Raw genomic sequence first — 14,982 nt, 5'->3', positions numbered from 1 at the left:
TTCTATGCCGCAACCACCTAAAGGATGATTAACGGATCGACCGATCGGAAAGAAATCAAAGCCAGTCGCGCAGGATCGGGATGAGGGGAATATCGGCGGGCGGCATGGGGTAATCGCGGAGCGCATCGGCCCGCACCCACTTCAGCACCTGCCCCTCGCGGGCCTCGGGGATGCCGCGCCAGCGACGGCAAGCGAAAAGCGGCATGAGCAGGTGAAAATCGTCATAGGAATGGCTGGCGAAGGTGAGCGGCGCAAGGCAGCTCTCCTCCGTGGCGATGCCAAGTTCCTCATGCAGTTCCCGGATGAGGGCGGTCTCCGGGGTCTCTCCCGGCTCCACCTTGCCACCGGGAAACTCCCACAGTCCCGCCAGAGACTTGCCGGGCGGGCGCTGCGCCAGAAGCACGCGCCCGTCACCATCCACCAGCGCGACCGCTGAAACGAGAACGAGTTTCACGAGCGGTAGTCGGCGTTGATGTCGATATATCCGTGGGTGAGATCGCAGGTCCAGACCGTCGCCTTGCCACGGCCAAGCCCCAGATCGACGGAAATCGTCAACTCCTGATTCTTCATGTAGGCGGAGGCGGCCTCTTCGCTGTAGCCTTCCGCGCGAAGGCCTTTTTCCGCCAGAAGCAGGTCGCCGAATCGGATGGCAAGCAGATCGCGATCCGCCTGCGCACCTGATTTGCCGACAGCCATGACGATCCGGCCCCAGTTCGCATCCTCACCCGCCACTGCTGTCTTGACGAGCGGGGAGTTGGCGATGGCGAGCGCCACCTTGCGTGCATCTGCATCATTGGCGGCACGAGTCACCCGGACTTCGACGAACTTCGTCGCACCCTCACCGTCGCGGACCACCTGTTTGGCGAGATCGAGCATCACGCCTTGCAGCGCCTTCTGAAAGGCGCGGGATCCTTTGCTGCGCAGATCCCGGATTTCGGCGGCAGTGCTCTGGCCCGTAGCCGCGACAATCAGCGCGTCGGAGGTCGAGGTGTCGCTGTCCACGGTAATGCTGTTGAAGGTGCCATCGACATGGGCGCTCACCATGCGTTGCAGAGTGGCTGCGGGGATCTTCGCATCGGTGAAGATATAAACGAGCATCGTCGCCATGTCCGGCGCGATCATGCCTGATCCCTTGGCGATCCCGGCGATGTGGATCGTGCCGCCATCCCCTTCCACTTCGGCCATTGCGCCCTTTGGGAAAGTGTCGGTGGTCATGATGGCGCGGGCGGCTTCGGCGATACCGTCCGCGGATAGCGCGCTCTTCAGCTTGTCCAGTGCGGCGGTGATCCGGTCATGCGGCAGCGGCTCCCCGATCACGCCCGTGGAGGAGGAGAACACGCGAGACGCAGGCACGTCGAGCGCTGCGGCAACCCCGGCTGTCACGCTGTCCACCGCGTCCTGACCACTCCGGCCGGTGAACGCATTGGCATTGCCGGAGTTCACGATGATCGCGGCCCCGGCCTTCCGCGCGGCGGGATCGGCTAGCTTTGCCTGACAGTCCAGCACCGAAGCAGCGCGGGTGGAGGATTTGGTGAAGGCTCCGGCGATGGACGTGCCGGGAGCCAGCCGGACCAGCATCACGTCGGTCCGGCCCTTGTAGCGCACGCCGGCCTCTGCGGCAGCGAATTCCACGCCCGCGATGACGGGCAGCGCGGGAAAGGCGGCAGGCGCAAGGGGGGAGACGGGGAGCGGTTTCTTTTTGGCGGATGAAACGGCGTCTTCGACCCGCTCCACCGTCTCGCCAACCGCGGTTTCCAGCTTCTTCTTCAGCTTGGCGACCTTGCCTTCGGCCTTTTTCGCCTTGGCTTTCCAGTCCTTCGCCATTCCCGTCTCCTCGCGCCGCTGGGCTGTTACTCGTTCAGCAATGTCTGATTGTGAAGCACGGACGGGTCAATCCCTTCGGTGCGCTCAATCTTGGCCGATTCGGTTGCTTTCGCGAGTTCCGCCTGAACGGCAGCCTGCTGGAGCTGGGTTTCGATCTGCGGACGGACCTCGTCCAGCGTGGGAGCGGTGGCGTCGCGCACTTCCTCGAGCTTGATGACATGCCAGCCGAACTGGGTCTGGATTGGCTGGGACACCTGTCCGGGTTGCAGAGCGGACACGGCTTCCTCGAATTCCGGCACCATCATGCCGGCCCCGAACCAGCCCAGATCGCCGCCATTGGTCTTGCCGCTGGGATCCTGGGTCTTTTCATTGGCGACCGTGGCAAAATCGCCGCCGTCCGCGATGGCTTTCTCCACGGCTTTCGCCTCATCCTCCGTGGGAACGAGGATATGGCGCGCGTGATATTCCTTGCCGGGCTCCGCCTTTGCATATTGCTCGTCATAGGCGGCCTTGACCGCTTCTTCCGTCACAGCCGTCGCCGCGACACGCTCAAGCGCCGTGCCGGCAAGGAAGGCGCGTTCGGTAGCGCCGAGGCCGATCTCTTCCCGCTTCGTCAGCTTGCCCTCAACGCTGTCGGCCAGAACAGTCTGCTGCACGAGTTGTTCGATCAGCCCGTTCATCAGAACGTCATCGGGAAGCTGCTGGTACTGCGCGGGCAGGCCTTCCTTCACCACGAGCAGATCGCCCATGGTGATATTCTTGCCGTTCACCGTCGCGACGACGGTTTCAGCGGTCACATCTGCGGCAGCAGCAGGGAGCGCCAGTGCCAGCGCTACCGCTGCGCTCGTGCAGAACTTCGCCATTTTCGACATGTCGGATGCTTTCCTCGCAGAAGCCGCGACCCCTCGCGGCGTTGACAGTTGAGCGGGCGACCCTTACATCGCCCAAGGATTCATGGCACCGGCGCGACCGGGGCGTCCCTGTCCATTGCCCTTCCGGAGCCGTTCCGTGGGTGGTTCTAGGCAAGGCATCCCGCTCGGGCAAGGCCGGTGGCCACACGATGACGTGGGCCAAGCGGAGAAAACATGCTGGGGCTGGGTAAAATCGCCAAGAAGGTCTTCGGGACCCCGAACGATCGTAAGGTCAAGGAAGTTCGCCCGCTCGTCGCGCGGATCAATGCGCTGGAGCCTGAGTTCAAGGTTCTTTCGGATGAGGGGCTGCGGGCCAAGACGGCCGAGTTCCAGGAACGATACGCCAAGGGCGAAAGCCTGGACGACCTGTTGCCGGAGGCCTTTGCCAACTGCCGGGAGGGCGCGCGCCGTGCCCTGGGGCTGCGGGCCTTCGATGTGCAGCTGATGGCGGGCATCTTCCTCCATCAGGGCAATATCGCGGAGATGAAGACGGGTGAGGGCAAGACCCTCATGGCGACCTTTCCGGTTTATCTCAATGCCTTGGCCGGTCGGGGTGTGCATGTCGTCACGGTGAACGACTACCTGGCCAAGCGCGACGCGGACTGGATGAGCAAGGTCTACGGCACGCTCGGCCTCACGACCGGGGTGGTTTATCCATTCCAGCAGGATGCGGAGAAGCGGTCGGCCTACAAGGCCGACATCACCTATGCCACGAACAACGAACTGGGCTTCGACTATCTGCGCGACAACATGAAGTCCTCCATCGAGGAGATGGTGCAGCGCGACCATTTCTTCGCCGTAGTGGACGAGGTCGACTCGATCCTGATCGACGAGGCCCGCACGCCGCTCATCATTTCCGGCCCGTCTCAGGACAGATCCGAACTTTACAAGACCATCGATGTGCTGATCCCGGAAGTGCAGTCCGAGCACTTCACGCTGGACGAAAAGCAGCGCACCGTGGTCTTCACGGAGGAAGGCAACGAATTCGTGGAGCAGCGGCTTCACGAGATGGGAGTGCTGCCGGAGGGCCAGTCGCTCTACGATCCCGAATCGACCACCATCGTTCACCACGTCACGCAGGGTCTCCGGGCGCACAAGCTGTTCCAGCGCGACACGCATTACATCGTGCGGGACGGCGAGGTGATGCTGATCGACGAATTCACCGGGCGGATGATGAAGGGACGGCGGCTTTCCGAAGGGCTGCACCAGGCCATTGAGGCCAAGGAAGACGTCCAGATCCAGCCCGAGAACGTCACGCTCGCCTCCGTGACCTTCCAGAATTACTTCCGGCTTTACGACAAGCTCTCCGGCATGACCGGCACGGCGGCGACGGAAGCCGAGGAATTCGCCGAGATCTACAAACTCGGCGTGGTCGAGGTGCCGACGAACCGGCCCATTCAGCGGATCGACGAACACGATCAGGTCTATCGCACCGCGCGGGAGAAGTTCGACGCGATCGTCAAGGCGATCCGTGAGGCGAACGAGAAGGGCCAGCCCGTTCTCGTCGGCACGACCTCCATCGAGAAGTCGGAACTTCTGTCCAGCCTGCTCAAGAAGGAGGGTATCCCGCACAACGTGCTGAACGCCCGCCACCATGAGCAGGAGGCGATGATTGTCTCCGAGGCCGGCAAGCTTGGCGCGGTGACCATCGCCACGAACATGGCTGGCCGCGGGACGGACATCCAGCTTGGCGGCAACGTCGAGATGAAGGTGATCCAGGCGCTGGAGATCGACCCGGAAGCAAACCCGGACGAGGTGCGCGCCCGGATCGAGGAGGAGCACGCCGCCGAGAAGCAGAAGGTGCTTGAGGCGGGCGGGCTTTACGTTCTGGCCACCGAACGTCACGAAAGCCGCCGGATCGACAACCAGCTTCGCGGGCGGTCCGGCCGTCAGGGCGATCCGGGCCGGTCGTCGTTCTTCCTGTCGCTGGAAGACGACCTGATGCGGATCTTCGGCTCCGAACGGCTGGACTCCATGCTCCAGAAACTGGGGATGAAGGAAGGCGAGGCCATCGTCCATCCTTGGGTGAACAAGTCGCTGGAGAAGGCGCAGGGCAAGGTGGAGGCTCGCAACTTCGACATCCGCAAGCAGCTTCTCAAGTATGACGACGTGATGAACGACCAGCGCAAGGCGATCTTCAGCCAGCGCCGGGAGATCATGTCGGCCAATGAAGTGGCGGAGATCGCGGAAGACATGCGCCATCAGGTCATCGAAGATCTGGTGGATACGCATCTTCCGCCGAAAAGCTATTCCGATCAGTGGGACATGGCCGGTTTCCACGATGCGGTGCAGACCCAGCTTGGCCTCGACCTGCCGGTAAAGGACTGGCAGGAGGAGGAGGGCGTCGATCAGGAGGTGGTGCGGGAGCGGCTGGCGGAAGCCTCCGACGCCTTCACCGCGGAAAAGGCCGCAGCCTTCGGCGACGAGACGATGCGCAGCATCGAAAAGCAGGTGCTGCTCCAGACCATCGACGCGAAGTGGCGGGAACATCTGCTGACGCTCGAACATCTCCGCTCCGTCGTCGGCTTCCGGGGCTATGCGCAGCGCGATCCGTTGAACGAATACAAGACCGAGGCGTTCGGCCTGTTCGAATCCATGCTCGAATCCCTGCGCTCCGAGGTGACGGCCAAGCTCGCCATGATCCGCCCGCTCACGCAGGAGGAGCAGGCGGAGATGATGCGCCAGCTCATCGCACAGCAACGCGCGGCCCAACCTGCGGCAGTGCCCGAACTGGTTACGACCGCCGATGACGCGCCGCTCAATCAGGCGGAACCGGCCCCGGTGAGGGTGGAGGCCAGCGGCTTCGATGAGGCCGATCCCGCGACCTGGGGCAATCCCGGGCGCAACGATCCTTGCCCCTGCGGATCGGGCGAGAAGTTCAAGCACTGCCACGGCCGGTTCATCTGACCGGCATCTGCCCGCGTCCCCGGAATGGGTCGCGGGCGTCAGGGAGATTGCCGTGCCCCTCTTCCGCCGTCTTCTGCTGGCTGCAGGTGTCGCCCTTTTCCCCGGCGGTGTTTGGGCCTGTGCGCCCGTATTGACGCTCAACCCTGCCGCGCCGGCCTCTGTCAGAGTGACGGTGGAGGCGGCCTGCGCGCCCGATACGCGCATCCTGATCGCGCAGGATGCCTTCGTGGTTACGGAGCGGCTGGATGCAAGCGGGCATTTCTCGGGCGTTTACCCCGCCCTTTCGCCGATGGTGGAGGTTACGGCGACGCTGCCCGATACCCCCTCCGTTCTTGCGCAGATCGAGGTGCCCACAGCTACGGCCTACAACCGCTTCGTGCTGCAGTGGCTGGGGCCGGGTGAGCCGGAGTTGGCGGGGGCCGGTCATTATGGCGCCGCGGATGTGGTATTCCCGCTGCGCGCGCTTGTCCTGTCCACCCGTGCGTCGGACAGCCTCTCGCCTGAAGTGGTTATGCCGGTCACCCCCGAGACCTGCAGCCGCGACCTCATTGGCGAGACGCTGGTGATCCGGCGCGGCGACATCGAGCGCCGCGATCTGACGGTGAGCCTTCCCGCCTGCGACGCCGTGGGGGAGAGGCTGCACTTGCGGGGGTTGGCGGACTGAAGGCGAACTATGCCTGAGGTATCGCTGCGCCCGGCTTTGTGGCTGGACGGCCCGCTGAAACCAAGTGGCCACGTTGAACGCTTGGAAATCGGTTCTGTCACGAGCCGAAACTTGCGCTATCCGGGGCGATCGCCAAAAGCGGGGGAGGGTCTTCGCCGCCGAGCCGCACCGGAATGCTCTTCCAGAGACCTGTCAGGGTACTCCCCCAGCGGCCCGCCCCTGTCGGTTTGAACCTGCGGCACGATTGCGGCGGAAGACATTGCTTGTACAGCAGGGGAATCTGCGCGCGTCGCATCACTGGCAGGATGCTGGAAAAGGCTTTCAGCTCTGGGTGGGAGCGGAGGTCGTGCACAATAAGACGACATCCGTAATCTACCCATCTTTGGTCATTCCGGGCTGATTTCCCGTTTTCCGGGGCATAGCTATGCCACCTGAGAACTCCTTCAGCCGCCTGCTAAAGATAGCCTGAGGCGCGAAAACTCACCTCCTGCGCCTTGCCGATGATGAGATGGTCGTGCAGCGTCAGCCCGAGGGCCTGCGCCGCGGCGGCGATCTGCGCAGTCACCGAGATATCGGCATCGGACGGCGTCGGATCCCCCGAGGGGTGATTGTGCACCAGGATCAAGGCGGATGCGTTCAGTTCAAGCGCCCGCTTCATCACCTCACGCGGATAGACCGGTACGTGATCCACCGTGCCCCGCGCCTGCTCCTCGTCCGCGATGAGCGTGTTCTTCCGATCAAGAAAAAGGATGCGAAACTGCTCCGTCTCCCGGTGCGCCATTGCCGCCCGGCAATAATCGAGCAGGGCGCTCCATGAGGACAGCACGGGGCGATGCATGATGCGGCTTCGCGCCATGCGATGCGCCGCCGCCTCCACGATTTTCAGTTCCTGCATCACAGCCTCTCCCACCCCCTCCACCGATTTCAGCCGCGGCAGGGGTGCGGAGATCACGCCGTTGAAATCGCCGAAGGCAGCCATCAACCGATGTGCCAGCGGCTTTACATCTTGCCGGGGGATGGCACGGAACAGCACGAGTTCCAGCAGCTCGTAATCCGGCATTGCCGCGGCGCCGCCCGCCATGAACCGGTGACGCAGCCGCTTGCGATGGTCGCGGATATAGGAGGGCAGCCTGTCGGGCAGCGGAAACCCCTCGGCCTCATCTGGGTCGAGCAACAATGGGAGGGGGGCTTCCTGAAACGCGTGGGTCATGGGTGGAGTGTGCCCAGGCGGAGTGAATAAAGCGTTAAGAAACGCCGGGACACAGCGGCAACCTGCCATCGCAAGCACGCTCAGTCTTGAACTACTACTGGGAGCGTATCGCCGCGACCAAGACCATATTCCGCCACCGTGGCTGCCGCGACGCTTTCAGGAGGCCCGTCGATGGAAGAGGGGGCTCCCGCCCCCTCAGCCTTTCATCCCGTCCCAGAAACTTTTCACCTTCGTGAAGAAGGAGGAGCTTTCCGGATTGTTGTTCGCGTCGATTTCCTCGAACTCACGCAGAAGTTCCCGTTGCCGCTGGGTGAGGTTCACCGGCGTCTCCACCGTAAGCTCGATCAGCATGTCGCCGTGGTTTCCACCCCGGAGCTGGGGCATCCCCTTGCCGCGCAGCCGCATCTGACGCCCGGACTGGGAGCCTGACGGCACTTTCACGCGGCTCCGTCCGCCGTCGATCGTGGGCACCTCGATCTCACCCCCAAGCGCGGCGGTGGTCATGCTGACCGGCACGTGGCAGTGCAGCGTCTGACCGTCGCGCTGGAAGATCGGGTGCTCGCGCACTTCGATGAAGATGTAGAGATCCCCCGTCGGCCCGCCGCGCAACCCGGCCTCTCCCTCACCGGCAAGCCGGATCCGGGTGCCCGTCTCCACCCCGGCGGGGATATTGACGGAGAGCGTCCGTTCCTTTTCCACCCGGCCCGCACCATGGCAGACCTTGCAGGGGTTCTTCACGATCTGGCCGGAGCCGCCGCAGGTCGGGCAGGTCCGCTCCACGGTGAAGAAGCCCTGCTGGGCGCGCACCTTGCCCATACCCGAGCAGGTTGGGCAAGTCACAGGCTCCGCGCCTCCTTCGGCACCGGTGCCGTGGCAGGCTTCGCACACGGCGGAGGCAGGGACCGTGATCGTTTTCTGTACGCCGCTCCACGCATCTTCCAGCGTGATCCGCATGTTGTAGCGCAGATCGGAGCCACGCTGCGCGCGGGAGCGCGGTGCACCGCCCTGACGCCCGCCCATGAAATCGCCGAACAGATCCTCGAACACGTCGGAGAAGGCGGAGGCGAAGTCGCCCCCCTGATAGGCGCCACCGCGCCCTTGGGCCGCACCGCCCATTCCTCCCTCGAAGGCCGCATGACCGAAGCGGTCGTAGGCAGCTTTCTTCTGCTCGTCCTTCAGCGTTTCATAGGCCTCGTTCACCTCCTTGAACTCGGCCTCTGCATTCGGATTGTCGGCGTTGCGGTCGGGATGAAGTTCCTTGGCCTTCTTGCGATAGGCCTTCTTGATTTCCTCGGCCGAGGCGCCCTTTTCGACGCCCAGAACCTCGTAGAAATCCCGCTTTGCCATTGAAATTCCCTTTCAAACACGGTCAGGCCCGGCCGAGGGCCGGGCCTTTCCGCATTCCGCGCCTGTTACGAGCGCTTGTTGTTGCCCAGATCCTCGAAGTCCGCATCGACGATGTCATCGTCATCGCGCGCCCCGGCGGGCCCTTCTTCCTTCTCTGCCGATTCCTCCTGGCTGGCCTTGTAGATCGCCTCGCCAAGTTTCATCGCAGCGTCGGTCAGGTTGTGGATTCCGCCTTTGATCTTGCCGGCATCTTCCGTCTTGAGCGACTCTTCCAGCGCGCCGATGGCCAGTTCGATCGCCTCCACCGTGGAGCCATCGACCTTGTCGCCATGATCTTCCAGCGACTTCCGGGTGGAGTGGATCAGCCCCTCCGCCTGGTTCTTGGCCTCGACGAGTTCCTTGCGCTTCTTATCCGATTCGGCGTTCGCCTCGGCGTCGCGCACCATCTTCTGGATCTCGTCATCCGACAGACCGCCGGACGCCTGGATGGTGATCTTCTGCTCCTTGCCGGTGCCCTTGTCCTTCGCGGACACGCTCACGATGCCGTTCGCGTCGATGTCGAAGGTCACCTCGATCTGCGGCATGCCGCGCGGCGCGGGCGGAATCTGCTCCAGATTGAACTGGCCCAGCATCTTGTTGTCCGCCGCCATTTCCCGCTCGCCCTGGAAGACGCGGATCGTCACGGCCGACTGGTTGTCTTCGGCAGTGGAGAAGATCTGCGATTTCTTGGTCGGGATGGTGGTGTTGCGGTCGATGAGCCGGGTGAACACGCCGCCCAGTGTCTCGATACCCAAGCTCAGCGGGGTCACGTCGAGCAGGACCACGTCCTTCACGTCGCCTTGCAGGACGCCGGCCTGAATGGCCGCGCCGAGCGCCACGACTTCGTCCGGGTTCACACCTTTGTGCGGCTCCTTGCCGAAGAATTTCGTCACTTCCTCGACGACCTTCGGCATCCGCGTCATGCCGCCGACCAGAACCACCTCGTCGATGTCACCCTTGGAGACGCCGGCATCCTTCAGGGCGTCGGCACAGGGCTTCATGGACTTCTTGATAAGATCGTCGACCAGCGATTCGAGCTTCGCGCGGGTCAGTTTCATGACCATGTGCAGCGGAGTGCCGGTGTTCTTGTCCATCGAGATGAACGGCTGGTTGATCTCGGTCTGCTGGCTGGAGGACAGCTCGATCTTGGCTTTTTCCGCAGCTTCCTTCAGGCGCTGAAGCGCCATCTTGTCCTTGGTCAGATCGACGCCATGCTCTTTCTTGAACTCCTCGGCGAGGTAGCTCACGATGCGCATGTCGAAATCCTCACCGCCGAGGAACGTGTCCCCGTTGGTGGATTTCACCTCGAACAGACCGTCATCGATCTCAAGGATGGTGATGTCGAAGGTGCCCCCGCCAAGGTCATAGACGGCGATCGTCTTCGTTTCCTTCTTGTCGAGCCCATAGGCCAGAGCGGCGGCCGTGGGTTCGTTGATGATGCGCAGCACCTCAAGGCCTGCGATCTTGCCCGCGTCCTTGGTCGCCTGACGCTGGGCGTCGTTGAAATAAGCGGGCACGGTGATGACGGCTTGCGTGACCGTTTCACCAAGATACGACTCGGCGGTTTCCTTCATCTTCTGCAGGATGAAGGCGGAAATTTGCGAGGGCGAGTACTTCTCGCCATGCACCTCTACCCAAGCGTCGCCATTGCCGCCGTCCACGATATTGTAGGGGACGAGCTTGCGGTCCTTCTCGACTTCCGCGTCGGTAACGCGGCGACCGATCAGGCGCTTCACGGCGAAAACGGTATTCGCAGGGTTGGTGACGGCCTGCCGCTTGGCGGCCTGTCCGACGAGGCGCTCGGTGTCGGTGAAGGCGACGATCGACGGAGTCGTCCGCGCGCCTTCGGAGTTCTCGATCACCCGGGGCTGCGACCCGTCCATGATGGCGACGCAGCTGTTGGTTGTCCCGAGGTCGATCCCGATGACTTTGGCCATGTATTTACCTCTTCCTTCGGCGATTATTGGAGTTCGGAGCCGGACTTCGGCCTCCGCTCCCCGATCCCAGTGGTTCGCCGGGAGATACCCTCCCGACGGCTCCAGCGGTATATAAGGAGGGTGAAATAGCGCTGCAAGCGGAGCGCCTGGCAAACTCGATGCAAAACGCGCGGCAGGGCGATCTCTGTCACGGGCCGCGCAGATGGAGGGAGAAATGCCGAAACATGACCCGTCATCCATGTCGCCCTCGGAGCGGGGGCAGGGGCATGATCCGGACCCGTCAGGGGAGACCGCTTCGACCGCTCCGCCGGTGACGATCCGGGGCTTCCTGCTCTACCGAGACTTCCTCGACCGGGCGAAGCAGGAGGCGATGGTCACCGATCTGCGTGCTATCGCGGGAGAAGCGCCATTCCTGCGGCCTATGACGGCCTGGGGCAAGCCCATGTCGGTGCAGATGACTTCCGCCGGGCGGCTGGGCTGGGTGACGGACAGGCGCGGCTATCGCTACGAGCCGCGGCACCCCGGCACCGGAGAGGCATGGCCGGCGATTCCCGACAGCATCCTCGCTGTCTGGCGCGCCGTTTCCGGCAGCACACAAATGCCGAATAGCTGTCTCGTCAATTTCTACGGGGAAGCGGCGCGCATGGGTCTGCACCAGGACAAGGATGAGGGCGATTTCCGCTTTCCGGTCGTCTCCCTCTCCCTTGGCGACGAAGCCCTGTTCCGCATGGGCGGCACGAAGCGCGAGGAGCGAACGGAGTCCGTCTGGCTCCGTTCCGGCGATGTGGTGGTGATGGGGGGCGCGGCGAGGCTGGCCTATCACGGGATCGACAGGATCCGCTTCGGTTCCTCCACCCTTCTGCCCAAAGGTGGCCGGATCAACGTCACGCTCCGCTGCGTCACTTCGTCATGAGGGGGCGACGACGCGGCCGAAGCACCTATGTTTCCCGCCAGACATTCTGAAGGAGATGTGTCATGGCTGAAGCCAAAGGCGCGGAATTCGACGGTAAAGTCGCCATAGTCACCGGGGGAGCCTCCGGTATCGGCGCGGCGGTGGTGCGTGAACTGGCTGCGGGCGGGGCGAAGGTCGTTGTCGCGGACATGGATGAGGATCGCGCCGCGGCGCTCGCGACCGAGGTCGGCGGTAAGCCCTTCCTTGTCGATGTGACGGATGTGGACGCCGTTCGCTCCATGGTGGCCTTTGCCGAGGCTGAATTCGGTGCACTGCATCTGGCAGTCAACAATGCAGGGATCAGCGGCCAGCATCCCGCGCCGGTCGGTGAATATGACGTCGATACCTGGCGGCGCGTGATCGACGTGAACCTCAACAGCGTGTTCTACTGCCTGCGCTATCAGATTCCGGCCATCGAACGGGCAGGCGGCGGCGCGATCGTCAACATGGGCTCCATCCTCAGTTCCGTGGGCACGGCGGGAAACCCGGATTACGTGGCCGCGAAACACGGCGTGATCGGCCTGACCAAGACCGCCGCGCTCGACTATGCGACACGCGGCGTCCGCGTGAACGCGGTCGGCCCCGGCTATATCGAAACACCGCTGCTGGCGCATATGGACAAGGCAACCCATGACCACCTCATCTCCCTGCATCCGATGGGGCGGCTCGGTCGTTCTGAGGAAGTGGCGGCACTGACCTGCTTCCTGCTCTCGGACCGCGCCTCGTTCATCACCGGCAGCTACCAACTGGTGGATGGGGGCTACACCGTCCCGTGACGGCCCTCGGGCGGCAGAGCTGCGCTCGCCGCTGCCTTTCGCGGCGGCGGCGAGGGGCGCTTACCCGCTTGATTCAGCGGATTGCCGTGGTCCATGAGGTTTTGGCGCTTTCAGCCCTTGTCGAAATAGGGTTCCATCTGGGCGATCACGACGGCGTTCTCCGCTAGTGCCCGCTCCATCAGGGCGCGCTCCTCGTCCGGCACATCCTGCCCGGCGGCAAGCCGTTCCTCCAGCGTGCCATAGCCGGAGACGTCCAGCGGTGCCATCTCCGCCTGACGGAGCACGGCGACCGTCTCGCGCACGGCTTCCGCCTCATCTACGCCGCTGGCATAGACGATCAGCCCCGCGCCGGTCGCGCCGTTCGGCAGGCCATCGCCCGGACGGCGCCCCACCTCCACCACAAGCATATAAACCTGCTGCGGGCGCTTCTGCTTTTCCGTATCGGTCATCTCTTTCCCTCACGTTCCACGCGGCACCGAGATGGTTGCTCCAGCGACATTTCCCGCAATAGGCACAGTGCTGCCCCGGCACAACCATTGCGTCCTCCTTCAGTGGAAACCTTGCAGTGGAACCGGGCGCGGGACCGAGCGTTCGGGCGGAGCGGTTCGCACAGGAGAAACACCGTGGATGACGGACAGACCGAACACTCCCCCTCCACGGATGGACCTACCGAACAGCGAGCGCTGCACCGGGACCGACCGTTTTGGGCGGCGACACCACACCGCAAGGCCCCCGCCTCGCGGGAACCTGTGGACCGGCATTATGATGTGATCGTCATTGGCAGCGGAATCAGCGGAGCGCTCGTGGCGGAATCGCTGGCGGACGGGGTCCGGCGCGTGCTGATCCTGGATCGGCGCGACCCGGTGGAAGGAAGTACGCTCGCCAGCACGGCGATGATCCAGCATGAGATTGACGTGCCGCTGCACGTGCTCGCCCGCAAGATCGGTGCGGAGAAGGCGGCGCGGGCCTGGCGGCGGTCCGCCCGCGCCGTGGAGGACCTGCGCCTCCGCGTGGAGCGGCTGGGCATCAATTGTGCGATGACGGCGAAACAGGCGCTTTACCTCGCCGGTAACGAATATGGTTCGCGCGCATTGCAGACGGAGGCGCAGACCCGGCATGAGGCTGGGATCGCGGCAGACTATCTGAATGCGGCGGCGCTTCAGGATCGCTTCGGCCTCAGCCGTACAGGCGCCATCGTGTCCGATTTCTCCGCCTCCGCCAATCCGGCGCAGATGACGGCGGGCCTTCTGCGCGCCGCCATGGCGCGGGGGGCGGAACTGGTCTCTCCGGTGGAAGTGACGGATGTCGAGGAGCGGGGGGAGACCGTGATTCTCGCCACATCGGAGGGGCGGTTGCTCACGGCCGGGCATGTCGTTTTCTGCACGGGCTATGAATTTCTCAAGGTGATGGAAAGCCCCGTCCATCGCATCATCTCCACCTGGGCGCTGGCTTCCCGCCCCGATATGGCCCGGCCCGGTTGGCTGGATGGCTTTCTGGTCTGGGAAGCGTCTGATCCGTATCTCTATTTTCGGACCGCAAGCGGTGGGCGGATCATCGTGGGCGGCGAGGACGAGGAAAGCGCCACCGCCTTCGCAGACCCTGCCAAGGGTCGGAAAAAGACGCGGCGGATCGTGGAGAAACTCGCCGATCTGACGGGCATCGACATCGGCGAGCCAGCGTATGCCTGGGCCGCGCCCTTCGGCAATACCACCACCGGGCTACCGATCATCGACCGCGCGCCGGGAGCGGAGCGGGTGCATGTGGTGATGGGCTTCGGTGGTAACGGCATCACTTTCTCCGCCATCGCGGCAGATATTGTGAGGGGCCGGGTTGAGGGTATCGAAGACCCTGACGCGGACCTGTTCCGCCAACCTTAGCCGAGCCGGCCCACCGGGGGCATCGAGCCCCCGCCGAGCCGGCTGCCGCGGAAAGGGGGAGAGCGGATTTTCCGGGGCGGCGGAACGCGCTGCGATCAATCGGGCGATGGCTCCGATCAGATTGCGACCTCGGTGTATCGACTGCCAGGAAGGCGCCCGCGTCCGGCGCCGCACGGGGAGGGTCAATGTGTGCGTGGACCATGGGGTCGCCTGCTCGGCAGGGCGAGTCTGATCTCCGGTAGTCTCTGCAAAGCGCCGCACTGTTCGTTGCGGCAAGCCGTCCTCCGCGGATCCTTGAGGAAAACGATTGCTGCTCGAGCGCGCCCTGTGAAGCAGGACTTCACAACCTCAGCGGATCGGCCAGCCTCAACGGGCTGACGAAGTCTGGAGAGGCGATCCACCGCTGAGATACGGGAATATCTACCTCTACGTCGGAAGATCCCCGAAATCGGGCGGGGCGGCTTGTTAGAACATATCCCTTTACAATCGCAGCGATCCGAGAGCCTTTCTCAGCATCGGTCAGCATCGGTCAGCATCG

Annotated in this window: 12 protein-coding genes; 5 read left to right on the top strand and 7 right to left on the bottom strand. The window is 63.8% G+C overall.

What is annotated here, in order from left to right:
* Positions 1 to 55: 55 nt before the first annotated feature.
* The 3 genes from CG51_RS13075 to CG51_RS13065 are packed head-to-tail and all read right to left on the bottom strand — an operon-like array spanning position 56 to position 2,696.
* On the bottom strand, positions 56 to 454 hold the full coding sequence (locus tag CG51_RS13075) for a (deoxy)nucleoside triphosphate pyrophosphohydrolase (RefSeq protein WP_035745711.1): 399 nt from the start codon (positions 452 to 454) through the stop codon (positions 56 to 58).
* Complete coding sequence (gene argJ / locus CG51_RS13070; RefSeq protein WP_035745709.1) at positions 451 to 1,824, bottom strand: bifunctional glutamate N-acetyltransferase/amino-acid acetyltransferase ArgJ; 1,374 nt, start codon at positions 1,822 to 1,824, stop codon at positions 451 to 453. The genes CG51_RS13075 and argJ overlap by 4 nt, the downstream gene beginning before the upstream one ends.
* 26 nt (positions 1,825 to 1,850) lie before the next feature.
* A complete protein-coding gene (locus tag CG51_RS13065) occupies positions 1,851 to 2,696 on the bottom strand; it encodes a peptidylprolyl isomerase (protein WP_035745707.1) in 846 nt (281 codons plus the stop codon).
* Between the two features lie 213 nt (positions 2,697 to 2,909).
* On the opposite strand from CG51_RS13065, the gene secA reads away from it, so the two are divergent.
* Complete coding sequence (secA, locus tag CG51_RS13060) at positions 2,910 to 5,642, top strand: preprotein translocase subunit SecA (RefSeq protein ID WP_035745705.1); 2,733 nt, start codon at positions 2,910 to 2,912, stop codon at positions 5,640 to 5,642.
* 52 nt (positions 5,643 to 5,694) lie between these two features.
* Positions 5,695 to 6,306 (top strand): hypothetical protein, encoded by a 612-nt coding sequence (locus tag CG51_RS13055; RefSeq protein ID WP_035745703.1) that lies wholly within the window; start codon positions 5,695 to 5,697, stop codon positions 6,304 to 6,306.
* A 454-nt stretch (positions 6,307 to 6,760) separates the two neighbouring features.
* On the opposite strand, the gene radC is transcribed toward CG51_RS13055, so the two are convergent.
* From radC to dnaK, 3 genes are all read right to left on the bottom strand, one after another.
* Positions 6,761 to 7,516 (bottom strand): RadC family protein, encoded by a 756-nt coding sequence (radC, locus tag CG51_RS13050; protein ID WP_035745701.1) that lies wholly within the window; start codon positions 7,514 to 7,516, stop codon positions 6,761 to 6,763.
* Positions 7,517 to 7,711: 195 nt separating this feature from the next.
* Positions 7,712 to 8,863 carry a molecular chaperone DnaJ gene (gene dnaJ, locus CG51_RS13045; RefSeq protein WP_035745699.1) on the bottom strand — a complete coding sequence of 384 codons (1,152 nt, stop codon included), beginning with the start codon at positions 8,861 to 8,863 and terminating at the stop codon, positions 7,712 to 7,714.
* A gap of 65 nt (positions 8,864 to 8,928) precedes the next feature.
* Complete coding sequence (gene dnaK, locus CG51_RS13040; protein ID WP_035745697.1) at positions 8,929 to 10,839, bottom strand: molecular chaperone DnaK; 1,911 nt, start codon at positions 10,837 to 10,839, stop codon at positions 8,929 to 8,931.
* 214 nt (positions 10,840 to 11,053) lie between these two features.
* On the opposite strand from dnaK, the gene CG51_RS13035 reads away from it, so the two are divergent.
* Together CG51_RS13035 and CG51_RS13030 are read left to right on the top strand one after the other, a co-directional pair.
* Positions 11,054 to 11,752, top strand: a complete 699-nt coding sequence (locus CG51_RS13035) for an alpha-ketoglutarate-dependent dioxygenase AlkB family protein (protein ID WP_269845372.1) — start codon at positions 11,054 to 11,056, stop codon at positions 11,750 to 11,752.
* 62 nt (positions 11,753 to 11,814) lie between these two features.
* Positions 11,815 to 12,567 carry an SDR family NAD(P)-dependent oxidoreductase gene (locus CG51_RS13030; protein ID WP_035745695.1) on the top strand — a complete coding sequence of 251 codons (753 nt, stop codon included), beginning with the start codon at positions 11,815 to 11,817 and terminating at the stop codon, positions 12,565 to 12,567.
* A gap of 110 nt (positions 12,568 to 12,677) precedes the next feature.
* Here the strand turns inward: CG51_RS13030 and CG51_RS13025 are convergent, their stop codons facing one another.
* A complete protein-coding gene (locus tag CG51_RS13025) occupies positions 12,678 to 13,016 on the bottom strand; it encodes a hypothetical protein (protein WP_035745693.1) in 339 nt (112 codons plus the stop codon).
* Positions 13,017 to 13,190: 174 nt separating this feature from the next.
* Between CG51_RS13025 and CG51_RS13020 the strand changes: the two genes are divergently transcribed.
* Positions 13,191 to 14,444 (top strand): NAD(P)/FAD-dependent oxidoreductase, encoded by a 1,254-nt coding sequence (locus tag CG51_RS13020; RefSeq protein WP_051930565.1) that lies wholly within the window; start codon positions 13,191 to 13,193, stop codon positions 14,442 to 14,444.
* Positions 14,445 to 14,982: the final 538 nt, after the last annotated feature.

This window comes from Haematobacter missouriensis, from assembly GCF_000740775.1.
GTDB lineage: Bacteria > Pseudomonadota > Alphaproteobacteria > Rhodobacterales > Rhodobacteraceae > Haematobacter > Haematobacter missouriensis.
This window is presented reverse-complemented; position numbering and strand designations above follow the sequence as displayed.